At 48.3% G+C, this 24,111-nt stretch carries 21 protein-coding genes; 12 read left to right on the top strand and 9 right to left on the bottom strand.

The genetic code is table 11. The annotated features are described in order from the left end of the window. Window positions 1-38: 38 nt before the first annotated feature. Entirely contained in the window at window positions 39-686 is a 648-nt protein-coding gene (locus H8S52_RS14090; RefSeq protein ID WP_186910054.1) for a nitroreductase, read from the top strand. Between the two features lie 109 nt (window positions 687-795). On the opposite strand, the gene typA is transcribed toward H8S52_RS14090, so the two are convergent. After that, complete coding sequence (gene typA / locus H8S52_RS14085) at window positions 796-2,595, bottom strand: translational GTPase TypA (protein WP_005655518.1); 1,800 nt, start codon at window positions 2,593-2,595, stop codon at window positions 796-798. A 156-nt stretch (window positions 2,596-2,751) separates the two neighbouring features. On the opposite strand from typA, the gene rpsO reads away from it, so the two are divergent. Then, entirely contained in the window at window positions 2,752-3,021 is a 270-nt protein-coding gene (rpsO, locus tag H8S52_RS14080; RefSeq protein WP_005655520.1) for a 30S ribosomal protein S15, read from the top strand. A gap of 102 nt (window positions 3,022-3,123) precedes the next feature. On the opposite strand, the gene H8S52_RS14075 is transcribed toward rpsO, so the two are convergent. Further along, entirely contained in the window at window positions 3,124-3,651 is a 528-nt protein-coding gene (locus tag H8S52_RS14075) for a GNAT family N-acetyltransferase (protein WP_186910053.1), read from the bottom strand. 96 nt (window positions 3,652-3,747) lie between these two features. On the opposite strand from H8S52_RS14075, the gene H8S52_RS14070 reads away from it, so the two are divergent. The 3 genes from H8S52_RS14070 (at window position 3,748) to H8S52_RS14060 (ending at window position 6,897) form a co-directional block, all read left to right on the top strand. Then, complete coding sequence (locus H8S52_RS14070; RefSeq protein WP_117907252.1) at window positions 3,748-4,236, top strand: DUF4251 domain-containing protein; 489 nt, start codon at window positions 3,748-3,750, stop codon at window positions 4,234-4,236. A gap of 228 nt (window positions 4,237-4,464) precedes the next feature. Continuing rightward, a complete protein-coding gene (locus tag H8S52_RS14065) occupies window positions 4,465-5,040 on the top strand; it encodes a helix-turn-helix domain-containing protein (protein WP_005655526.1) in 576 nt (191 codons plus the stop codon). A gap of 210 nt (window positions 5,041-5,250) precedes the next feature. Next, on the top strand, window positions 5,251-6,897 hold the full coding sequence (locus H8S52_RS14060; RefSeq protein WP_151878354.1) for an AMP-binding protein: 1,647 nt from the start codon (window positions 5,251-5,253) through the stop codon (window positions 6,895-6,897). A 129-nt stretch (window positions 6,898-7,026) separates the two neighbouring features. Here the strand turns inward: H8S52_RS14060 and H8S52_RS14055 are convergent, their stop codons facing one another. Both H8S52_RS14055 and H8S52_RS14050 read right to left on the bottom strand, forming a co-directional pair. Further along, window positions 7,027-7,515 (bottom strand): S-ribosylhomocysteine lyase, encoded by a 489-nt coding sequence (locus H8S52_RS14055; RefSeq protein WP_005655530.1) that lies wholly within the window; start codon window positions 7,513-7,515, stop codon window positions 7,027-7,029. Window positions 7,516-7,539: 24 nt separating this feature from the next. Beyond that, window positions 7,540-8,244, bottom strand: coding sequence for a 5'-methylthioadenosine/adenosylhomocysteine nucleosidase (locus H8S52_RS14050; RefSeq protein WP_060385663.1), 705 nt, complete (start codon window positions 8,242-8,244; stop codon window positions 7,540-7,542). A 202-nt stretch (window positions 8,245-8,446) separates the two neighbouring features. Between H8S52_RS14050 and H8S52_RS14045 the strand changes: the two genes are divergently transcribed. From H8S52_RS14045 to H8S52_RS14035, 3 genes are all read left to right on the top strand, one after another. After that, the gene (locus H8S52_RS14045; protein ID WP_186910052.1) at window positions 8,447-10,960 is read left to right on the top strand and encodes a YfhO family protein; all 2,514 of its coding nucleotides are present in this window, start codon (window positions 8,447-8,449) and stop codon (window positions 10,958-10,960) included. A gap of 416 nt (window positions 10,961-11,376) precedes the next feature. Continuing rightward, a complete protein-coding gene (rbfA, locus tag H8S52_RS14040; RefSeq protein WP_005655535.1) occupies window positions 11,377-11,709 on the top strand; it encodes a 30S ribosome-binding factor RbfA in 333 nt (110 codons plus the stop codon). A gap of 16 nt (window positions 11,710-11,725) precedes the next feature. Continuing rightward, a complete protein-coding gene (locus H8S52_RS14035; protein ID WP_005655537.1) occupies window positions 11,726-12,958 on the top strand; it encodes an FtsX-like permease family protein in 1,233 nt (410 codons plus the stop codon). Between the two features lie 88 nt (window positions 12,959-13,046). Here the strand turns inward: H8S52_RS14035 and H8S52_RS14030 are convergent, their stop codons facing one another. The 3 genes from H8S52_RS14030 to aroQ all read right to left on the bottom strand — a co-directional run bounded on the left by H8S52_RS14030 (window position 13,047) and on the right by aroQ (window position 15,651). Beyond that, on the bottom strand, window positions 13,047-13,676 hold the full coding sequence (locus H8S52_RS14030; RefSeq protein WP_060385733.1) for an O-methyltransferase: 630 nt from the start codon (window positions 13,674-13,676) through the stop codon (window positions 13,047-13,049). A 76-nt stretch (window positions 13,677-13,752) separates the two neighbouring features. Beyond that, window positions 13,753-15,210: a pyruvate kinase gene (gene pyk / locus H8S52_RS14025; RefSeq protein WP_005655539.1), complete on the bottom strand. Its 1,458-nt coding sequence runs from the start codon at window positions 15,208-15,210 to the stop codon at window positions 13,753-13,755. 15 nt (window positions 15,211-15,225) lie between these two features. Further along, on the bottom strand, window positions 15,226-15,651 hold the full coding sequence (gene aroQ, locus H8S52_RS14020; RefSeq protein ID WP_186910051.1) for a type II 3-dehydroquinate dehydratase: 426 nt from the start codon (window positions 15,649-15,651) through the stop codon (window positions 15,226-15,228). 66 nt (window positions 15,652-15,717) lie between these two features. On the opposite strand from aroQ, the gene xerD reads away from it, so the two are divergent. The 4 genes from xerD to H8S52_RS14000 all read left to right on the top strand — a co-directional run bounded on the left by xerD (window position 15,718) and on the right by H8S52_RS14000 (window position 21,276). Then, complete coding sequence (xerD, locus tag H8S52_RS14015; protein ID WP_186910050.1) at window positions 15,718-16,668, top strand: site-specific tyrosine recombinase XerD; 951 nt, start codon at window positions 15,718-15,720, stop codon at window positions 16,666-16,668. A 135-nt stretch (window positions 16,669-16,803) separates the two neighbouring features. Further along, window positions 16,804-18,495 (top strand): tetratricopeptide repeat protein, encoded by a 1,692-nt coding sequence (locus tag H8S52_RS14010; protein ID WP_005655544.1) that lies wholly within the window; start codon window positions 16,804-16,806, stop codon window positions 18,493-18,495. 113 nt (window positions 18,496-18,608) lie between these two features. Next, the gene (locus tag H8S52_RS14005) at window positions 18,609-19,688 is read left to right on the top strand and encodes a TlpA disulfide reductase family protein (protein WP_186910049.1); all 1,080 of its coding nucleotides are present in this window, start codon (window positions 18,609-18,611) and stop codon (window positions 19,686-19,688) included. A 49-nt stretch (window positions 19,689-19,737) separates the two neighbouring features. Continuing rightward, window positions 19,738-21,276, top strand: a complete 1,539-nt coding sequence (locus tag H8S52_RS14000) for a YifB family Mg chelatase-like AAA ATPase (protein WP_186910048.1) — start codon at window positions 19,738-19,740, stop codon at window positions 21,274-21,276. A gap of 13 nt (window positions 21,277-21,289) precedes the next feature. On the opposite strand, the gene H8S52_RS13995 is transcribed toward H8S52_RS14000, so the two are convergent. Then, entirely contained in the window at window positions 21,290-21,751 is a 462-nt protein-coding gene (locus tag H8S52_RS13995) for a radical SAM-associated putative lipoprotein (RefSeq protein WP_118086888.1), read from the bottom strand. Between the two features lie 82 nt (window positions 21,752-21,833). Beyond that, window positions 21,834-23,897: an acetate--CoA ligase family protein gene (locus H8S52_RS13990; RefSeq protein WP_118086887.1), complete on the bottom strand. Its 2,064-nt coding sequence runs from the start codon at window positions 23,895-23,897 to the stop codon at window positions 21,834-21,836. Between the last annotated feature and the right edge of the window lie 214 nt (window positions 23,898-24,111).

Below are 24,111 nucleotides of genomic sequence, written 5' to 3'. Positions count from 1 at the left end.
TTAGATTTGCGAAGAAACAATTTAATAGACAACAGAGAATGAAGAGCTTAAAGATTATGCTGTTAGGCGCAAGCCTATTGATGCTGTCCGCTTGCGGACAGCAGGTACAGAAAGAGAGTGAAGCCACAGTTACGGAGAAAAGCAATTCGGAAGCGGTAATCGAGACAATCCTATCGCGCCGCAGCGTCCGCAAGTACAAACCGGAAGCAGTGAACCGGGACACGATGAAGGTAATCTTGGAGTGCGGTATCAACGCCCCCAACGGTCAGAACAAACAGTCCTGGGCGGTACGCGTAGTAGACAATCCGGAATTCCTGAACGGGATAAGTGAAATCTTCAAGCAGAAGAACCCGAAAGCGGCGGAAGACCCCAATTTCAAGAATATGTTCCGCAATGCGCCCACGGTAGTGTTCATCGGAAATGACACTTCGTACGACTGCTCGCAGATAGACTGCGGACTGCTAGGTGAGAATATGGTACTTGCCGCCTGGTCTATGGACGTAGGCTCCTGCTGTCTGGCAAGCCCCACACGCTTTATGACCGATACGCCCGAAGCTGCCGAATACCTCAAAAGACTGGAACTTCCCGAAGGATACCGGCTGCTTTACTGCATTGCTTTCGGATATCCGGATGAAGCGCCTGCCGCCAAGCCGAGAGATGCCGCCAAAGTGAAATACGTAGACTGACCGATAAAATAAAAACTTCGGGATACCCCATTGTCCTGCAATAAAAGAAGGAGTGCTCCACCTTTACAGCAAAGCACTCCTTCTTATATATAACAACTAAAAAGTAAAATCAGTTCTTATTGGCACGCTTGCGCTCTGTCTCATCCAAGATAACCTTACGCATACGCATGGACTTGGGAGTAACCTCTACATACTCGTCTCCCTTGATATATTCCAACGCTTCCTCCAGAGAGAACTGTACCGGCGGAATCAGACGCGCTTTCTCGTCGGAACCGGAAGCACGCATGTTGGTCAGCTTCTTTGATTTGGTAACGTTCACCACAAGGTCGTTATCGTGAGAGTGCTCGCCTACAACCTGTCCGGCATACACTTCTTCCTGCGGGAAGATGAAGAACTTACCGCGATCCTGCAATTTATCGATGGCATAGGCAAAGGCTGTACCCGACTCCATGGCAATGATGGAACCGTTGGTACGGCGTTCGATTTCACCCTTATAGGGTTGGTATTCCTTAAAGCGGTGCGCCATGATAGCTTCACCGGCAGAGGCAGTCAGCACATTGGTACGCAAACCGATAATACCGCGCGACGGCATATTGAACTCAAGGTTCACACGCTCGCCGGCGCTTTCCATTTTCACCATTTCACCTTTACGGCGGGTTACCATATCGATAATCTTGCTGGCATACTCTTCGGGAACGTTGACTGTGAGCTCCTCGATAGGCTCGTTCTTCACGCCGTCTATCTCCTTGAAGATAACCTGCGGCTGGCCTACCTGCAACTCATATCCCTCGCGGCGCATCGTCTCAATCAACACGGAAAGGTGAAGTACGCCACGACCGGACACCACCCACTTTCCGTCTTCCTCGCTCTTGCGTACGCGAAGCGCAAGGTTCTTGTCCAGCTCCTTCATCAGACGGTCATGTATATGGCGGGAAGTTACAAACTTACCTTCTTTGCCGAAGAACGGAGAGTCGTTGATAGTAAACAGCATACTCATGGTAGGCTCGTCAATGGCGATAGGCGGCAATGCTTCGGGGTTCTCGTAGTCGCAAATCGTATCTCCGATTTCAAACCCTTCGATACCCACCAAGGCGCAGATATCACCGGAAGATACCTCCGATACCTTCACACGGCCCATACCTTCAAACGTATGCAGTTCTTTAATCTTCGACTTGACGATTGTACCGTCGCGCTTTGCCAAAGACACGTTCATGCCTTCCCGCAAAGTACCGCGATGTACACGGCCTACGGCGATACGGCCGGTATAAGAGGAGTAGTCCAATGAGGTCACCAGCATCTGCGGCGTACCTTCCAACTGTGTAGGAGCGGGAATGTTCTCCAGAATGCAGTCCAGCAACGGATAGATATTGTCCGTCGGTTTCTGCCAGTCCGTGCTCATCCAGTTGTTCTTTGCCGAACCATAGATAACGGGGAAGTCCAACTGCTCTTCCGTAGCTTCCAGACTGAACATCAGGTCGAACACCATTTCATAGACTTCTTCGGGGCGACAGTTGGGCTTGTCCACCTTGTTGACTACAACAATAGGTTTCAAACCGATCTGCAAAGCTTTCTGCAATACAAAACGGGTCTGCGGCATCGGGCCTTCAAAAGCATCCACCAGCAGGATACATCCGTCGGCCATATTCAATACACGTTCCACTTCGCCACCGAAGTCGCTGTGTCCCGGAGTATCGATAATATTAATTTTCGTGTCTTTATAGCTGATAGAAACGTTTTTGGAAAGGATTGTTATCCCTCGCTCACGCTCCAAATCATTGTTATCCAACATTAATTCACCTGTGCTCTGGTTGCTGCGGAAAAGGTTTCCTGCCAGAAGCATCTTATCTACAAGCGTCGTTTTCCCATGATCGACATGGGCAATAATTGCAATGTTTCTAATATTTTGCATATAATACCTATTATTTGACCGCAAAGGTACGAATTTTACAGTATATACATCACAGAGAAAAGATTTTTTTGCTGAATATCATTGCAATATAAAAGATAATATCTATCTTTGCACGCTCGAAAGAGAAAAGAATTATCAACTTTTTAATTAAACACTATGTATTTAGACGCTGCTAAAAAGCAAGAAATCTTCGGCAAATACGGGAAGTCTAACACTGATACTGGCTCAGCAGAGGCCCAGATAGCTTTGTTTTCATACCGTATTGCTCATCTGACTGAGCATATGAAGCTCAACAGAAAGGATTATAGTACAGAAAGAGCCTTGACAATGTTGGTAGGTAAGCGCCGCGCGCTGTTGAACTACCTGAAAGACCGCGACATCAACAGATATCGTGCCATTGTTCAGGAACTCGGCTTGCGTAAGTAATTTACTTGCGGTAAACTTATTAAAGCGGCGGTATTTTCCAATGAGAATATCGCCGTTTTACTTTTATCACTGTCTTCCCTGTACAAGGGTTTTAAAAGCCTATTACAATTGTATCTTATAGAGTACGTGCTCTTTCAGCAGATGCCCGTCGGGCACTGCTGGGTGCATAAAATTCTTTTCAAATTCCATCCCTATCTTCTGCATCACCCGTTGCGAATGTTTATTGGTCAGCGAAGTAAAAGCCCGGACCATAGAAAACGGAAGATTCTCCTTGGCATAAGCCAGACATGACTTCGCTGCTTCGGTAGCATATCCCCGACCCCAATATTCCTGCCTTAATCGCCACAGTATCTCAATACCCGGAGCAAAGTCCACATCAAACATAAAGTTATGAAAACCCGTAAAACCCACAAAGGCTCCATCGGACTTTTGCTCAATGGCATATCCGCCATATCCGTACTGAAGAAACTCGTTCCTGACAGTATCAAAAAGATTGCGGGACTCTTCCCCGGACAAAGGATGCAGAAAGAACTCCATGACAGACGGATTCCCGTTCATCTCTGCAAAAGGAATGAAGTCTTCTTCTTTCCAATCGCGCAATATCAAACGGGGAGTTTCAATATATACCATACTTAATAATCTTTATTCTCATACAAAAATACTGAATCCGTTTTACTTCTCAAAAACATTATCTTTATCTTTGTTGATACCTAAAACCAAACAACGATGAAAACAGCTAAATTAATTCTATTATGTTTGTCGGGAATGTTTGCCATGCAATCCGCAACAGCACAAAGCCGGAGTGAAAAGAAAGCACAGACCGAACGTAACGTCAGGGAAGCGATAAATGCCGATCACTACAAAATCAACGTAGACTATATGCAACCCATGAAAGGTCGCAGCCGCGCCCTGACATCCGACTACTCCATCGAAATCAGGAATGATTCCGTCTTTTCTTACCTGCCCTACTTCGGAGTGGCATACAATGTACCTTACGGCGGCGGGAAAGGATTGATATTTAATGCCCCGATAACCGGATACAGGAAAGAAAGCCTCAAAAAAGGGAAAACCCGGATTGATTTCAAAACCGGCAACGAGGAAGATAAATATGAATACAGCCTTACTATCTATTCCGACGGTTCGGCCAACATACATATCCAGCCGATGAACAGACAAGCCATTTCATACTCCGGAGAGTTGGATATAAAAGAGTAAGGAACCTCTATCGGGCTTCATGTAATCATAAACCATACGTCTGCGAATATCACTCTTCCTCTGAGAAAGCCGGAATAGCGATGGCATACAGACAAAATCTCCTGTACACCTGCAAAGACCATAAGCAAACTTTTCGTCATAGAATGTTGCACCAAGTAAAAGAATATCTTATTTTTGCAATCTACAGCTATTAATCATAACCTTTTAGACTGAAAATACTATCAAATTATGGATACAAGTAAGATTGTAGGAGAAAAAATCAAATCACTCCGCGAAAGCCAGTCCATCAGCATGGAAGAGTTGGCGCAACGTTCGGGGCTAGCCATCGAACAAATCGAACGCATCGAAAACAATATCGACCTGCCTTCATTGGCTCCGCTCATCAAAATAGCCCGCGTACTGGGCGTGCGTCTCGGCACATTCCTTGACGACCAGGACGAGAACGGTCCTGTGGTATGCCGCAAGTCGGAAGCAAAGGACAGCATCAGCTTCTCCAACAACGCTATCCACTCGCGCAAACACATGGAGTACCACTCTCTTTCCAAATCAAAAGCAGACCGCCACATGGAGCCGTTCATCATCGACGTAGCTCCCACGGACGACAGCGATTTCGTCCTTTCCTCACACGAAGGCGAAGAATTCATCATGGTTATGGAAGGAACCATGGAAATCAGCTACGGTAAACACACCTACCTGCTCGAAGAAGGGGACAGCATCTACTACGATTCCATCGTACCGCACCATGTACACGCCTATGAAGGACAGGCAGCCAAAATACTGGCAGTAATTTATACACCAATCTGATAAGTATAAGGCATAAGGGAGTGTGTCAAAATACACTTGATGATTTCTTTTAGGCACGGATTACACGGATTCTACGGAAACACAGATTTTCTTTGTTCTTTTTCCGTGAAATCCGTGTAATCCGTGCCTAAAAAGAAACAAACGGCAAGCGAATTTTAGTTTTGACATACCCTCTTATATTTCATACTTCATACGTTAATTAGCATCGTTATGTTATACGAAAGAACGCTTGGCCAATGGCTGGAGCATTGGGCCACAACTACACCTGACAAAGAATATATTGTTTACTCCGACCGTAATCTGCGCTTCACCTGGAGCCAGTTCAACCGCAGAGTGGACGACATGGCAAAAGGACTTATCGCTATCGGCGTGGAACGGGGAACACACGTCGGCATCTGGGCGGCAAACGTACCGGACTGGCTGACATTGCTGTATGCCTGCGCCAAAATAGGCGCCGTTTATGTAACGGTAAACACCAACTATAAACAAGCCGAACTGGAGTACCTGTGCGAAAATTCGGATATGCACACGCTCTGTATCGTCAACGGCGAGAAAGACAGCGACTTCGTGCAGATGACCTACACCATGCTGCCTGAACTGAAAACCTGCCAGCGCGGACATCTGAAAAGCGAGCGCTTCCCTTATATGAAGAATGTAATCTACGTAGGGCAGGAAAAGCACAGAGGAATGTACAACACTTCCGAAATTCTGCTTTTAGGCGACAACGTGGAAGACACCCGTCTGAATGAGCTCAAAAGCCGGGTAAGTTGCCACGACGTAGTAAACATGCAGTACACTTCGGGCACTACCGGATTCCCGAAAGGGGTAATGCTTACCCACTACAACATCACCAACAACGGTTTCCTTACCGGCGAGCATATGAAATTCACTGCCGCTGACAAACTCTGCTGTTGCGTCCCCCTGTTCCACTGCTTCGGCGTGGTGCTTGCCACGATGAACTGCCTTACCCACGGCTGTACACAAGTCATGGTGGAACGCTTCAACCCGTTGGTGGTGCTTGCATCCATCCACAAAGAACGATGCACCGCACTCTACGGCGTACCCACAATGTTCATAGCCGAGCTGCACCATCCGATGTTCGACCTGTTCGATATGTCCAGTCTGCGCACGGGTATCATGGCCGGCTCTCTCTGCCCCGTCGAGCTGATGAAGCAGGTAGAGGAAAAGATGTACATGAAAGTAACCAGCGTTTACGGCCTGACGGAAGCCGCTCCCGGCATGACCGCCACGCGAATAGACGACTCGTTCGATGTACGCTGCAACACCGTAGGACGCGACTTTGAGCATACCGAAGTGAAAGTCATCGACCCGGAAACCGGCGAAGAGTGCCCGGTAGGCGTGCAGGGTGAAATGTGCAACCGCGGTTACAACACCATGAAAGGATATTATAAGAATCCGCAGGCCACAGCCGAGGTCATCGACAAGAACGGTTTCCTGCACTCCGGAGACTTGGGTGTAAAAGACGAAGACGGCAACTACCGCATCACCGGACGCATCAAAGACATGATTATCCGCGGCGGTGAAAATATCTATCCGCGCGAAATCGAAGAGTTTCTCTATCAACTGGAAGGCGTCAAGGATGTGCAGGTAGCCGGTATCCCTTCCAAGAAGTACGGCGAAGCGGTCGGCGCATTCATTATCCGGCACGAGGGGGCAGACCTGCACGAATCGGATATACGCGACTTCTGCATCGGCAAGATTTCCCGTTACAAGATTCCCAAATATATTTTCTTTGTAAAAGAGTTCCCCATGACAGGAAGCGGCAAGATACAGAAATTCAAGCTGAAAGACATAGGGTTGCAACTTTGCAAGGAGCAAGGAATAGAAATCATTTAAGCAGTTAGGAGTAAACCAAGTAAATATGGGGAATTAGCTTATACTATCTGTCATTCAGAGCATCGCAAAGAAGCTCTGAATGACAGATACTCTTAACATAAATGTATTTTTCAACATTCATTCAACCACTCACTCCGCTTTCTCGGGGTAGTTCATATTCTCTTCCGTCATCTGTTCCAGCACTTCATGCAGATACTTGGCAGACTCCCATTTTGCCATGGGCAGGTCGTGGAGCAGGTAATTGCCGCAATCCTGCGGAGCAGCACCGGGGACTTCGCCCTCATATCCGGCAACAAAGCGGAACGTATCCTGCATCAGCGGTACGATGTCCTGCGGCTGCAAATCGCCTTTCATCAGCAGATAATTGCCGGTAAGGCAGCCCATGGGGCCCCAATAGATAATCTTGTCCTGCCATTGCGGTTCATTGCGCAGGTAGGTGGCAGCCAGATGCTCGATAGTGTGCAGGGCGCCTTGTCCCAATGCCGGTTCGCGGTTGGGCTCTTTCATACGGATATCAAAAGTCGTGATGACTTCTCCGTTCACTTCATCCTTGCGCGATACGTAAATACCGCGCAGCAAACGGATGTGATCGATGGTAAAGCTGGGTATTTTCTTCATAAGTTATAAGTTGTGAGTTATGAGTTATAAGTTGTCGGGCAGGGTGGAAAGGAAAGTCCATGTCGTAAGGAAAGAACGTTCCGCCATCGTACCCCAAAAATCGGCATATTGCGAAGAGTGGTCCTCCACGCCCGGCGTATCACTGATGATACGGAAGCTGAGGAAAGGAATGTCGTACAGATAGCAGGTCTGCGCAATGGCAGCGGACTCCATATCGACAGCCAGTCCAGCCGGGAAGCGGCGTTTGATGGCATCCAGCTCTGTGCGGTTGGTGATAAACCGGTCGCCGGTACATATCAGTCCGCTATGAATACGGCTTTCCAATCCGGTCTTGTTCAGAGACAAAGCATGTTCCAAAAGCGGGGCGCACCCCTTGTACACTGCAGGCAATCCCTGCACCTGACCGTACTCGTTACCGTCACCGCACCATACATCGTGGTACGCCAGAGAGTCGCTCGCCACTACATCCGTCACCTTGAGGCAAGCGTCGATGCCGCCCGCCACACCGGTACTCACAATACAGTCCGGGGCAAAACGGCGTATCAGCTCCGTAGCTCCCACCGCCGCATTCACCTTACCGATGCCGCATTGCGTAAGTATCACGCGGTTGCTGCCAAGCATACCTTCCACATAGTGCAGATTCCCGTAATCCGCTACCTTCTTCTCCTGCAAACGTTCCGCCAGTTGGCGGTGTTCGCTATCCATTGCACTGATAACACCTATCGTCATGCTTACCGATTTCCAAATTTCAGATTTATGAATTATATGATTTAGGGAAGGCAAAGGTACGATATTTCAGCAGATTTATCTATCCAACTGGTGCATAAATCAATATTTATGTATAAGTTTGCCGCTGAAATTCAGATTAGGAGTCAAGGGAGTCGACTCCTCACCCTTTCGGCTCCCCCACATAAACCATAACCCAGCAAAGATGATAAAGAAGATTCTTCCCGACTTAATTGCCATCCTGGCATTCGTCCTGATTTCTTTCGCCTACTTTTTTCCGGCGGATATAGAAGGACGTATTCTGTTCCAGCACGACACCGCCGCCGGAGCCGGCGCCGGACAAGAAGCCAAAGAGTATTACGAACAGACAGGCGAACGCACCCGCTGGACCAATTCCCTTTTCGGCGGAATGCCTACCTACCAGATATCCCCGTCCTACGACTCTACCGTACCGCTGCAATGGACACAGAAAATATACCAGCTCTTCCTGCCCACCTACGTCAACCTGACGTTTATCCTGCTGCTGGGCTTCTACATCCTGCTGCGGGCATTCGGCATACCGGCATGGCTGGCAGGCTTGGGCGGCATCATGTGGGCCTTCTCGTCCTACTTCTTCATTCTGATTTCGGCAGGACACATCTGGAAGTTCATCACCCTTGCCTACATCCCGCCCACAATAGCGGGCATCGTGCTCGCCTACCGGGGCAAGCTGCTGGCAGGCGGCATACTCACAGCCTTCTTCATCGCCCTGCAAATCATGTCCAACCACGTGCAGATGTCCTACTACTTCCTGTTCGTCATCCTGTTCATCGCAGGAGCATACTTTGAAGATGCGTGGCGCAACAAGACGCTTCCCCAGTTCTTCAAGGCAAGCGCCGTACTGCTGGTTTCCGCCCTTATCGGTGTGGCCGCCAACCTCTCCAACCTCTACCACACCTACACGTACAGCAAGGAAACCATGCGCGGCAAGAGCGAGCTGGTGCAGACCGGTGATGCCGCCAAGCAAACCAGCAGCGGACTGGACCGCGACTACATCACCAACTGGAGCTACGGCATCGGCGAAACCTGGACATTGCTCGTTCCCAACTTCAAAGGCGGTTCTTCCTCCGCCCCCCTCAGCCAGAGCGAAGCCGCCATGGAAAAGGCCAATCCGATGTACGGAAGCCTATACAACTCACTCCCGCAGTACTTCGGCAGCCAGCCCTGGACGGCAGGCCCCGTTTATGTGGGTGCATTCGTACTGTTCCTCTTCGTGCTGGGCTGCTTTATCGTAAAAGGCCCGCTGAAATGGGCGTTGCTGGGAGCAACCTTCTTCTCCATCGTTCTGGCATGGGGTAAGAACTTCATGCCGCTGACGGACTTCTTCATCGATTACGTCCCGATGTACAACAAGTTCCGCGCCGTATCATCCATCCTCGTCATAGCGGAATTCACCATTCCCCTGCTGGCAATCTTTGCCTTGAAGCGCGTGTTGGAAGAACCCGGAATATGGAAAGCGAACAAGAAAGCGTTCGGCATCAGCCTTGCGCTGACCGCCGGTGTAGCCCTGCTGCTTACCGTAGCGCCGGGTAGCCTCGGCTCCGGCTTCGTGCCCGCACAAGAAGCGCAGATGCTGCAAAATGCCGTCGACCAGCAGATGATACCCGCCAATGAACTGTCCGGCATCCTTGCCAATCTCTCAGAAATGCGGGGTGCGCTTGTCAGCGCCGACGCATTGCGGAGCTTCATCATCATCTGCATCGGATGCGCGCTGCTTTGGCTCCACGCGGCAGGCAAGCTGCGGCAGTCGCTGACCGTTGCAGGCATTACGGCTCTCTGCCTTGTAGATATGTGGAGTGTAAACAAACGCTACCTGCACGACGAGCAGTTCGTGCCCCGTTCCATCCAAACGGAAACGTTCAGCAAAACCAAGACCGACGAACTCATCCTGCAGGACAAAAGCCCGGACTACCGCGTACTGAACTTTGCAACCGATGCCTTCAACGAGAACAACACTTCCTACTGGCATAAGAACATAGGCGGATACCATGCCGCCAAACTGCGTCGCTACCAGGAACTGATAGAACGTCACATCTCTCCCGAAATGCAGGCCGCCTACCAAGCGATAGCCGCCGCAGGCGGAGAAATGGACAGTGTGGACGCCTCCAAGTTCCGTGTGCTGAACATGCTGAACACGAAGTACTTCATCCTCCCCGCCGGACAGCAGGGACAGACCGTTCCCGTCCTCAACCCTTATGCCAACGGCAATGCCTGGTTTGTGAAGAACGTGCAATACGTAAACAATGCCAATGAGGAGATTGATGCGCTCAAAACCATCCTTCCCACCGAAACCGCCGTTGTCGATGCCCGTTTCAAGGATGTGCTGAAAGGGATTTCAGAGGCTCATAAAGACAGCCTTTCCTCCATCCGCCTGACGAGCTATGAACCCAACCGCCTGGTTTACGAAACGGAAAACGCGGGAGACGGCATTGCCGTATTCTCCGAGATATACTACCCGAACGGCTGGCAAGTAACCATTGACGGGAAACCTGCCGGACTGGGACGTGCGGATTATGTACTGCGCGCCTTGTATATCCCTGCCGGCAAGCATACCGTTGAAATGCGCTTCGACCCCAAAAGTCTGCATGTAACGGAAGGCATTGCCTACGGAGCACTGGCACTGCTGGTCATCGGAGTCGCGGCAGTTACGCTGATTGCACGCAAAAAAGCGCAAGAGTAGATAGAATCTACGAAACAGCCGGGTTGTATTCAATATAACAGAGCAATACGTACTTCTCTCTATAGCAATACTTGATTTTCCTCTGTATGTCTTTGGCATAAGACTATGAAGAAAAACGCATTGCTATAGAGAGAATTCTTTTTTCTCAGGAAGAACATCGGGTGTTTACTACTGTCAACAGCCCGGTTGACAATAGCCGGCCGTTCCGTTGACAGCAGTAAACAGCTCTGTTGACAGTAGTCAACACCTGATGTTCCCGGTAGCCGAAGCAAATACCGTATAGATGAAAATACAATCCTGCAACGTCATAAATCAGATTCTCCTACAAGGAAAAGAATGAAAAAAATGGTATAAATCACCGGCAGAACGATATATTTCAGTAACTTTGCTCTTCAAATCAAAAAAAACGATAGAGTATGGAAACTACCAGACAGAATAAAATAGCCCGCCTGCTCCAAAAGGAGTTGAGTGACATCTTCCTGTTACAGACCAAATCAATGCCCGGCATACTGATTTCAGTCAGCGCCGTACGCATCAGTCCCGATATGAGCGTGGCACGCGCCTACCTCAGCGTTTTCCCCTCTGAACGGAGCGAAGAAATCATCAAGAACGTCAATGCCAACATGAAGTCCATCCGCTTTGAACTGGGAACCCGCGTACGTCACCAACTGCGCATCATTCCCGAACTGAAGTTCTTCGTGGACGACTCGCTGGATTATCTGGAAAGAATCGATGAACTACTGAAATAGTGGTTAATCCCTAACCATGAATCTTCCTTTTTTTATAGCCCGCCGTTATCTCTTCTCTAAGAAGAAGCATAATGCCATTAATATTATATCCGGCATCTCGGTGTGCGGGGTGGCGTTGGCTACATTGGCGTTGGTGTGCACATTGTCCGTATTCAACGGATTTCAGGATATGGTAGCGGGGTTCTTCACGGCTTTCGACCCGGAGCTGAAAATCACCGTTCGGGAAGGAAAGGTGTTCGACCCGCTCGAATCGCGCGTGCAACAAGTACGCGCCCTGCCCGAGATAGATGTATGGACGGAGACGCTGGAAGAAAACGCAATGGTGCAGTACAAGGATCGCCAGGCAATGGCGGTTATCAAAGGCGTGGAGGATAACTTCGAGCAACTGACATCCATAGACAGCCTGCTGTACGGTACGGGGAAGTTCATTCTGAACGATTCCGTTGTGGACTACGGCTTTATGGGTGTGGAGCTGGTTTCCGAACTGGGCACGGGACTTCAGTTTGTCGACCCGCTGCGGGTGTATGCACCTAAAAGGAATGTACGTGTCAATATCGCCAATCCGTCAGCGGCTTTCAACCAGGATTATCTGTTCTCGCCGGGAGCGGTGTTTGTTGTCAACCAGCAGAAATACGACTCACGCTATATCCTCACATCCTTGGGCTTTGCCCGGCGGCTGTTCAATTATGACACGGAAGTCTCCGCCATCGAACTGAAACTGAAACCGGGCAGCAACACCGATGCCGTGCAGAAGAAAATGGAACGCATCCTGGGCGATCGCTTCATCGTGCAAAACCGCTACGAGCAGCAAGCGGATGTATTCCGTATCATGGAGATTGAGAAACTCATCTCCTACCTGTTCCTTACCTTTATACTTACAATTGCCTGCTTCAATGTTATCGGTTCGCTGTCCATGCTGATACTGGATAAGCGCGAGGATACGGAGACGCTGCGCAATCTGGGCGCCGATGACCGGCTGATAGCCCGCATCTTCCTTTTTGAAGGGCGGCTGATTTCGGTGTTCGGAGCAATTGCCGGGATTGTATTAGGGCTGTTGCTGTGTTTCCTGCAACAACGCTTCGGACTTATATCGCTGGGCGGCGGCAACGGAAGTTTTGTAGTGGACGCCTATCCGGTGAGCGTGCATGCAACGGACATTATACTGGTATTCGTAACGGTTATCACCGTAGGGTTCCTCTCGGTGTGGTATCCTGTGCGGTACTTGAGCAAGCGGTTGCTTAAAAAATAAAAGCATCCTCCCCCTTCACCCGCAGAATCCCATGAACAGGATGATGCAAAGGGATTGTGAAGGGTGAAGGGGGGAGGATGCAAACTTATTATTTCTTACGTATAATCGTCAGTCCGTCGCGCAACGGCAGTATAACTTTCTCCACCCGATGGTCTGCGGCAACCAGATCATTGAAAGCCTTTATCCCGATGGTCTGCAAGTCCGTGCGATGCGGCTGTTCTTCAAGAACGTGCCCGTCCCACAAGGTATTGTCGGCAATGATATAACCGCCGTCCGAAAGACGCGCCAACACCATCTCGTAATAATCGATGTAACGGCGCTTATCACCGTCGATGAAAGCAAGGTCGAAAGTGATGTCCAGCCGGGGAACAAGTTCCAAAGCATTACCTATATAGAACTTTATCTTATCGGCATAGGGCGAGTTCTCCAACCACGGACGGGTAAAGTCTTCCTGCTCGTCATTGATTTCAAACGTATGCAGCATTCCGTCGTCCGGCAACCCCTCTGCCATGCAAAGCGCAGAGTATCCGCTATATGTCCCGATCTCCAACACCTGACGGGGACGTATCATCCTGACAAACATCTTGAGCATACGCCCCTGCAAATGTCCCGAAGCCATGCGGGGATAAAGCAACTTGAGGTGCGTATCGCGATAAAGAGCCTTCAGATAGTCGCCCTCTTCATCGATGTGTTGCAGGATATATTCGTCTAAAGTCATATAAATTGAGAATTGAGAATTAAAAAACAAACACCCTGCCAGCAGACTGTCATTTTTTAATTCTCAATTTATAATTTTACAAGTATCTGTTACTGTTCGGAAGTACACTGTCTTCAGCATGTTTCAGGGCATCTTCCACTACGTTGATTTCGAGGAAGGATGTTTGCGTACCGGCCTTACCGCTACTCAGATAGCCCACCATGTCGGTAGGTTGCAGACGGCCTTCCTGAAGCAGGCGGCGGAGAGCGGCGAAGTAGTATTCCTGTCCGTTGGCAAGTTCGGGCATGTAGATGGCTTCTACACCGTATGAAAGCGCCAGGTGACGCATGGTCTTTTCCTTATAGCAGATGGCGAGCACCGGGTATTTGCCGCGGAATGCAGCAAGGTTGCGGGCAGTGCGGCCGCTGTAACTGTCGGTGATGATGGCGCGAATCTTCAACTTCGTAGTGGCCTTTACCGCTTGCTTGGCGAGGAAAGCCGTTACATCGTTGCTGTTTTCGTCCAAAGGAATACGGATGTCGTTATCCGCCAGTTTGTCTTTTTCCGCCTGGGCGGCAACTTTCGTCATTGTCTTGACGGCTTCAACCGGATATTTGCCGTAAGCCGTCTCACCGCTCAGCATCAAAGCATCCGTACGGTAATAGATGGCGTTGGCGATGTCGGTAACTTCCGCACGGGTAGGACGCGGGTTGGAAATCATGGTATGGAGCATCTGCGTGGCAACGATAACCGGCTTCTTGGCAAGGATACATTTGCGAATCAGCAAACGCTGGATGCCCGGAATACGTTCCTGCGGAACTTCGATACCCAGGTCGCCACGGGCTATCATAACGCCGTCGGCCACTTCGAGAATCTCGTCGATATTGTCCACACCTTCCTGGTTCTCAATCTTGGCAATGATTCTGATGTCGCTGTTGTGGGCATCGAGAATAGCCTTTATATCCAGAATATCCTGTCTGTTGCGCACGAAAGAGTGAGCGATGAAGTCGATGTCTTTCTCGATGGCGTAGAGGATATTGTTGCGGTCTTTTTCCGTCAGTGAAGGCAGGTTGATGCGTACACCCGGCACATTGACACTCTTGCGGCTGCTCAAGGTAGCTTCATTCTGCACCTCGCACAGCAGGTGGTCGGCATTCTTTTCCACAACAACCAGTTCCAGGTCACCGTCGTCGATAAGGATATGACCGCCCACATTGAGGTCGTGTACAAAGTTGGGATAAGAAACGGAGATACATTCGCGGGTAGTCTGCCGGTCCGGATTACCTACCACTTTTACACGATCGCCTGCCTTGAAGGGAATAGGCTCGTCAAGGACAGTCGTACGCACTTCGGGACCCTTCGTATCCATGAGGATAGCGATGCGGTTGGAAACCGTACGCACATTGGCTATCAGCTTCTCGAAACCTTCGCGGCCTGCATGAGCCGTATTCATACGTACTACGTTCAAACCTGCGTCGAACAACTGTTTTATAAAATCAACATCGCAACGCTGATCGGAAATCGTTGCAACGATTTTTGTCTGTTTCAATAGCATAATCTTGTACCTATTTTATATTAATAATTCCTTTAACGCTTCCAATGCCAGACGGTAGGAGTTCAGCCCAAAGCCGCAAATAACACCCCGGCAGGCACAAGCTATCATGGATATGTGGCGAAACGACTCCCGGGCATGCACATTGGAGATATGAACCTCAATCACCGGAGCAGTGACCGACCGGATCGCATCTTGCAAGGCAATGGACGTATGGGTATAGGCCCCCGCATTCAGGATGATGCCGTCCGCATCAAAACCCACCTGCTGTATCTTGTCTATCAACTCTCCTTCGATGTTGGATTGGAAATAGTCTATCTGTACATCCGCATACTTTTTACGGAGTCCGGCAAGGTAGTCTTCAAAAGAAACACTGCCATAAATGGAAGGTTCGCGTTTTCCCAACAGATTTATATTGGGGCCGTTAATAATCTGTATCCTCATAACACATTTTTTTATACCTTTGTCCACAGAGAACATTCTTTCAAGGTGCAAAGATACGAAAAAGTAATGAAAGTAGAAGAGAAATTAACGAATAAGGAAAAACGAGCGACGATAATCAGAAAGTATCAGCAATATCTCAGGCTGGAGAAGTCGCTTTCACCCAATACGTTCGATGCCTACATGACGGATTTACAGAAACTTCTGCACTTTCTGGAAGGAGAGAATATAGAAATTCCGGATGTAACGCCGAATGATTTGCAACGCTTTGCCGCAGGGCTACACGACATCGGTATCCATCCCCGTTCCCAAGCCCGGATACTCTCCGGAATCAAATCGTTCTTCCACTTTCTGGTGATTGCCGACTTTCGGGAAGACGACCCGAGCGAGTTGCTGGAAGGTCCCAAAATCGGGTTCAAGATACCCGAAGTACTCACCGTAGAGGAAATTGACAGAATCATTTCCACCGTAGACATGGAGAAGAAAGAGGGACAACGCAACCGGGCTATCCTGGAGACACTGTACAGCTGCGGGTTACGCGTGTCGGAGTTATGTAACCTGAAAATTTCCGACCTCTATTTCGAGGAAGGATTTATCAAGGTGGAAGGTAAAGGCAGCAAACAGCGTTTAGTACCTATCTCGCCTCGTGCAATCAAAGAAATAAAATATTGGTTTGCAGACCGTAATCTGGGGAAAATCAAGAAAGGATACGAAGATTACGTATTTCTGGCACGATGGGGCAATAATATCTCCCGCATCATGGTGTTTCACATGATAAAAGAGCTGGCGGAAAAAGCCGGCATCACCAAGAATATCAGTCCCCATACGTTCCGCCACTCCTTCGCCACCCATCTGCTGGAAGGCGGCGCCAATCTACGGGCCATCCAGTGCATGCTGGGACATGAATCCATCGCCACCACTGAAATCTATACACATATCGACCGGAACAGACTCCGAAGCGAAATTATCGAGCATCATCCCCGCAATATTAAATACAGGAAAGAACACGGCGTTTATTAAATTATAATAAATGTGATAGTATTATTAACAAATTGCCAAGAGAATTAATATCTTTGCAAAGCTATATATATAGGAGTATAGCAACTAATTGTGAATGGACAAATTTCAATTACAAACAATTAATTTATATCTAAAATGACTAAAAAATTGTATCTGCCTTTGTTAGTGGCACTTGTTGCTGTTTTGACATCATGCAGCAGCAAAATGGGTGAACTGTCTTCTGACTATTTCACAGTGACTCCGCAAGTATTGGAAGCCGTAGGCGGTAAGGTACCTGCTACAATTAACGGTAAATTCCCCGAAAAGTATTTCAAGAAAAAAGCTGTAGTGGAAGTTACTCCGGTTTTGAGATGGGAAGGCGGCGAAGCTAAAGGCCAGCCTGCCGTATTCCAGGGTGAAAAAGTAGAAGGCAACGACCAGACTATCTCTTACAAGGCTGGTGGTAGCTACACAATGAAGACTTCTTTCGACTATGTTCCCGAAATGGCTAAGTCTGAGTTGTACTTGGAATTCAAAGCTAAAGTTGGAAAGAAAGAAGTTACTATCCCTGCTGTAAAAGTAGCCGACGGCGTTATCTCTACTTCCGAACTGGTTGGCCAGACTTTGGGCAGCGCTAATCCTGCTAACGGTGACGACGCTTTCCAACGCGTAATCAAAGAAAAATATGATGCAAACATCATGTTCTTGATCCAACAGGCTAACATCCGTTCAAGTGAGTTGAAAACTGCCAAAGCATTCAACGAAGAAGTTAAGAACATCAACGAAGCTGCCAACAAGAAGATCAGCAACATCGAAATCTCTGCATACGCTTCTCCCGATGGTGGCGTTGAGCTGAATACAGGTCTGGCTGAAAACCGTCAGAACAATACAGCCAAAGTTATCAACAAGGATTTGAAGAAGAGCAAAATCGAAGCAGCTGTAGATACTAAATATACTGCACAGGACTGGGAAGGTTTCCAAGAACTGGTCAGCAAATCCAACATCCAAGACAAAGAGTTGATTCTCCGCGTTTTGTCAATGTACTCTGATCCTGAACAAAGAGAACAGGAAATCAAGAATATCTCTTCTGTATACAGCACTTTGGCAGAAGAAATCCTTCCGCAACTGCGTCGTTCTCGTCTGACTTTGAACTATGACGTAATCGGTAAGTCTGACGAAGAAATCGCATCTTTGGCTGACAGCGATGCTAAGCAACTGAACATCGAAGAACTGCTGTATGCAGCTACTCTGACTAACGATCCTGCTAAGCAAGAAGCTATCTTCACCAAAGCTACTCAAATCTACCCGAACGACTACCGTGCATACAACAACCTCGGTAAGTTAGCTTACCAAGCCGGTGATTTGGACAAGGCTGAAGGCTACCTGAAGAAATCTCTTTCTATCAAGGATTCTGCTGAAGCTAACATGAACATGGGTCTCGTAGCTTTGAGAAAAGGCGACAAGGCAGCAGCTGAAACTTACCTGGGCAAAGCTTCCGGTACTAAGGAACTGAACGAAGCTCTGGGTAACCTGTACATCGCTCAAGGTCAATATGACAGAGCTGTTAACGCATTTGGCGACACTAAGACCAACAGTGCAGCTTTGGCACAAATCCTGGCTAAGGACTACAACAAGGCTAAGAGCACATTGTCAAGCATCGCTAAACCGGACGCTTACACTGACTACCTGATGGCTGTTGTAGGTGCAAGAACCAACAACTCTTCTATGGTTATGGACAACCTGAAGAAAGCTGTTGCCAAAGATTCTTCATTGGCTAAGAAAGCTGCTTCTGACTTGGAATTCTCCAAATACTTCACGAATGCAGACTTCATGAATATCATCAAATAATAAAGGTTATAAGATGAAAAGAAGTGCCCGGCATAGAAATATGTCGGGCATTTTTTTTTATTCACACCAAAAAGAACTACTTTCGCAGCAACGTATCAGAAGAAGAAAGCCGTATGAAGAATATTTATCTTGCATATTTCCTGATTATCATGCTATCCGCTTGCGGTGGCAAAAGCTCCGACACAGTCAGTCTGAGCGGAGAAATCAAAAGTTTGGGAAATGACACCTTATATATATACGGTGCAGACGAAATGTACGACCGCATGGATACCCTGCCCGTTGAGAACGGCAAATTCTCGAAAACACTCTCTCCGGATACCTTGGTAGCTGCATGGCTGTTGTTCAGCGACGGCAGCCGATACCCTTTCTTCATGGATAAAGGTGACAAAATACACATAAAAGGCTCTGCTGCCGAACTAAACAGTATGGAAATAACCGGCAACCCGCACAATGAAGAGTTGACCGCCTTCCAGAAAGAGCTGAAAGGATTAGGCAAACCATCTGAAAAAGTCCTGGAAGAGAAAGCCGGCAAATTTATCAATGAACATCATTCCTCTTTAGCGAGTATCTACCTGCTTGACAAGTACTTCGCACAAAAAGAAAAGCCGGATTATACCCTAATCAAACAACTGACCGAACACATGACGGGAGAACTGAAAGACCGTCCCTATATCGACGGGCTGCTCGATCGCATCCAGGAAGAAGAAAAGGCTGCGACCGGAAAGACTGCCACCTACTTCCGCCTGCCCAACGCCGAAGGGAAGCAGATTACCCGTTCGAACTTCAAAGACCAATACTTGCTAATACACTTTTGGGCTTCCTGGGATACCGTGAGCCGCGACAGCAATGCCGTTTACCGCAGAATCTACAAGAAAGAACAAAAAAATAAGAAATTCGCGCTTTTAGGAATTTCTTTAGACCTCAACAAAGACAATTGGAAAAAGGCTATCGAAACAGATACCCTGAAATGGGAGCAAGCATGCGACCTTTCCGGCTGGGAGATCGGAGTTGTAAAGCAACTTGCCATAAGAACCCTGCCTGCCAATGTACTGCTCAGCCCTTCCGGAAGGATTGAAGGAAAGAACCTGAGCGAAGCGGCTATCGAAAAGAAACTGAAAGACATAGAAGAACAAGAGAAGAAAGAAAAAGAAAAGAAGAGGGAGATAGAGAACGAAAGGAAAAAGAAACGATAACTTTTCTATCGGTAATCACTAAACCCTAATCACTAAACACTCAAATTACATGCTCATCAAAGTTTTTGGAGCGGCTGTTCAAGGTATTGATGCAACCCTCATCACTATCGAAGTCAACAGCTCCAGAGGCTGTATGTTCTATCTCGTCGGCTTGCCGGACTCTGCTGTCAAGGAAAGCCATCAACGCATCATTTCCGCACTGCAAGTAAACGGTTACCGGATGCCTACCAGCAATATCGTCATCAACATGGCACCGGCTGATATCCGCAAAGAAGGCGCCGCCTACGACCTGCCGTTGGCTATCGGCATGTTAGGTGCCAGCGAAGTAATCAAACCGGACAAGTTGAGCCGCTATCTGTTAATGGGAGAGCTAAGTCTCGACGGCAGCCTGCAACCCATTAAAGGCGCCCTGCCCATTGCCATAAAAGCCAGAGAACTCGGTTTCGAAGGAATTATCATACCCAGACAGAATACACGGGAAGCTGCTGTTGTAAATAACCTGAAAGTTTACGGAGCAAAGAACCTGAAAGAGGTCATCGAGTTCTTCAACGACAAACAGGAACTGGAGCTGGTACATGTCGATACCCGTAAAGAGTTCTATACCCGACAGAATGACTTTGACCTGGATTTCTCCGACGTGAAAGGACAGGAAAACGTAAAACGCGCGTTAGAGGTAGCGGCTGCAGGCGGACACAACATTCTACTGATAGGTGCTCCCGGCAGCGGAAAATCCATGCTTGCCAAGCGCCTTCCCTCCATCCTCCCCCCGTTAACATTGGGCGAAAGCCTTGAAACCACCAAGATACACTCTGTTGCAGGAAAGCTGGAACAGGAAAGCGGGCTTATCTCCAAACGACCGTTCCGTGCCCCTCACCACACGATTTCCACAGCAGCCATGACAGGAGGCGGCAGTTTCCCGCAACCGGGAGAAATCAGCCTGGCACACAACGGAGTCTTATTCCTCGATGAGCTGCCGGAGTTCAATCGAAATGTACTTGAAGTACTGCGCCAGCCGCTGGAAGACCGGGAAATCACCATCTCCCGGGTTAAATGCAATGTCAAATACCCGGCCAGCCTGATTCTCGCAGCATCCATGAACCCCTGCCCTTGCGGATACTACAACCATCCTACCAAAGCCTGCGTATGCAGCCCGGGGCAAGTACAGAAATACCTGAACCGTATTTCGGGACCTTTACTCGACCGTATCGACCTGCAAATCGAGGTCATCCCCGTTCCCTTTGAGAAGATGTCGGATGCACGTCCCGGTGAATCGAGCACCCTCATTCGGGAACGCGTAATACGCGCACGTCAAGCCCAATCTGAAAGATATGCCGAAATTCCCGGTGTATATTGCAATGCACAGATGAACAGCAAATTACTTGCCCGTTATGCCCGTCCCGATGATAAAGGGCTGGCACTGCTGAAAACGGCCATGAACCGCTTCAACCTCTCGGCACGCGCCTACGACCGCATCTTAAAAGTTGCACGCACCATCGCCGACCTTGAGGGATGCGAACAGATACAACCCTCACATTTGGCAGAAGCAATCGGATACAGAAATCTGGACAGGGAAGATTGGGCCGGATAGCCCCGTATAAGTCTTATATAATCCTCTTTTTCAGCTTAAAGACTACCTTTCTGTTATCCTTACCTTCATACCTGCCGTTTCCACCTCTCGGATTCATCTTTATATCCACAGAATCGGTCTGGTAAACCCCGGTAAGGTCCTCACAGATAATGCGGAAGTCCTGATAACCGGTTATGGTATTCTGATAAAGATACTCTCCGTTTTCTTTGGTATAAACCGTATCGGATAAAACAACATAACCATATGAGCCGTCGGCAGGAGAAGCTATATGCTTTACCAAAATCCTGGCATCGGGCACAACCTGTCGGCTCTCTCCCAGTACTTTACCCCTGAATTCATATTTGGCATAAGAAGTACAATTCTCACTTCCTGCCCCCATACTGTTTTCATCGCAATATGCGAACCCCAATAAAATCAATGCACCGAACATCACGCCGTTGAAAATTCTAAGCCATTGTTCTTTTTCTCTCTTCATAGTGCGTTTATAGTCTAAGTTATATCCTATAAACGCCTATCTCAACAAAATACTGCACAACAGCCCAATTTTTAACGTATAATCAGTTCTTTTCTATTCTGATACGGGCGTCCACTGCTATTACGTACTTTTCCGTGGCCAGCAACGGATTGATATCCATTTCCTTAATTTCCGTAGCAAAGCGCAGCAAAGTGGACAAGCGGACAATAATTTCGGCAAACCTGTCCTCATTCACCCCTTTCTGCCCGCGCGTGCCTTTTATTATCTTATAGGCGCGCAACGAATGAATCATCGAATAAGCCTCCTCATAAGACAAAGGAGCCAGACCGGAAGATACGTCTTTCAACACCTCCACAAAGATACCGCCCAAGCCGCAAAGCACTACATGCCCGAATTTCTCCTCATACTTGGCTCCAATAAACAATTCAGTTCCTTTCAACATAGGCTGCACCATGATACCCGTTACTTCCGGAATCTGCATCATCCGTTCAAACTCCAACGCCAGATGCTGTTCACTCTTTATATTCAGTACCACACCGCCTACATCGGATTTGTGCACAGGCCCCACCACCTTTGCCACTACCGGGAATCCGGCACGACGGGCAAATGCAAGCACCTCTTCCTTGTTTGCAGACACAAACTCCTCCACTACAGGGATACCGGCAGAATGCAGCAAAGCCTGCACGTAATGCGGTTCTATATAACCGTTTTCGGGGATGGAATCAATGATGCGGCGGATGCGCGGAACATCCACGCCAAACAGCTCTATTTCATTATTCGCCGGTTTCGAGGCATTCATAATGCGCGACAATGCCGTACCCAACGTCACTTCATCGGCAAAGTTCACGTGACCTTTGGCAAGGAAAGCGGCCACTTCGGCTCCTGCCGTATTAATGGACGGAAGGATGGGGAATATCGGTTTCCTGCAAGTCTGCATCTTCTCATGCAGCACATCGTACATTTCGAACATGGTGACCAGTCCCGGTGTACCGAAAATAGCCATTACCGCATCCACATTATCAAACTTCTCTTCGCAATATTCCAAACAAAGACGCAGATGCTCAGGCGTACCCGTAGCTAAAATATCTATCGGATTACCAACAGCAGCTCCCGGAAAAAGCTTGCTTTTCAGCTCTTCGGCAAGCTCACCTTCCAGCTTCGGCACATTCAGTCCGCCCTTGCTCAAGGCATCGGTCAGCATCACCCCCGGTCCGCCGGCATGGGTGATAATGGCAAAATTCTTCCCTTTCAGCTCCGGCAAAGTGAAGATACATCCTACCGTAGTCAACTCCTCACGGGAGTAACAACGTACGATACCCGCTTTACGGAACAAAGCCTCCACCGCCGAATCGGAACTGGCGATAGCTCCCGTATGCGAGGATGCCGCACGGCTGCCACTCTCGCTACTTCCCGACTTGATAGCCGCAATCTTACATCCTTTTCTTATCAGCGAAGAAGCATGGAACAGCAATCTGTCAGGGTCGCCTATACTTTCTATATAAAGCAGTTTTATCCTGGAATCGTTTTCAGCATCGAAATGCTCGTCCATATATTGCAGCACATCTTCCACTCCAATCTGTTTGGCATTGCCTACAGACCATACGGAATTGAACTGCAAACCTTTAGTTACCGCACTTTCCAGAATAAACACCGCAGTGGCCCCGGAACTGGAAATCAAATCAACACCCTGCGGGTTCAAATTGGGAATAGGCTGGCTGAACACGCTATGATGCCACGTATTCATCAGCCCGATACAGTTGGGACCTATTAATGAAGCGCCGTACTTATTCACTGTTTCCAGAATACGGTCTTCCAACAACGCCCCTTCATGCGTTTCCTCTCCAAAACCCGCAGAGAGAATGATGAACGCACGTACCTGCTTTTCCGCAGCAAGTAATTCTACCGCATCCGGACAAAGAGATGCCGGTATGGCAAGTATTGCCAAGTCCGTATCCGGAATATCCTTTACATCAGCATACGCTGTAACTCCCTGTACTTCTGTTTCTTTCGGATTGACGGCACGCAGTTCTCCGGTATAACCGCCATTAATCAGATTTCTCAAAATAGCTCCACCGGGTTTATGTACATTGTTGGAAGCTCCCACCACCACAATACTGGCAGGACGCAGCAATTGGTTTGTTATCATAGTCTGTTCATATTAGTAAAGTACGACAATCGCACAAATATACAATTTATATACATAATGACAAGAAGATAACCTTTTAATATTACCGTATCCTTGTTCTTCCAAAGACGAAATATTCCGGACACGAAGTATATAGGGCTCTTTTTGTAGGTTTAAGAGAAAACCGTTATCTTTGCACTGCTTAAAAGCGTTCATAACAAAAGAGATACATAGA

The sequence above is a fragment of the Bacteroides sp. NSJ-48 genome (assembly GCF_014287405.1).
Taxonomy (GTDB): domain Bacteria; phylum Bacteroidota; class Bacteroidia; order Bacteroidales; family Bacteroidaceae; genus Bacteroides; species Bacteroides stercoris.
This window is presented reverse-complemented; position numbering and strand designations above follow the sequence as displayed.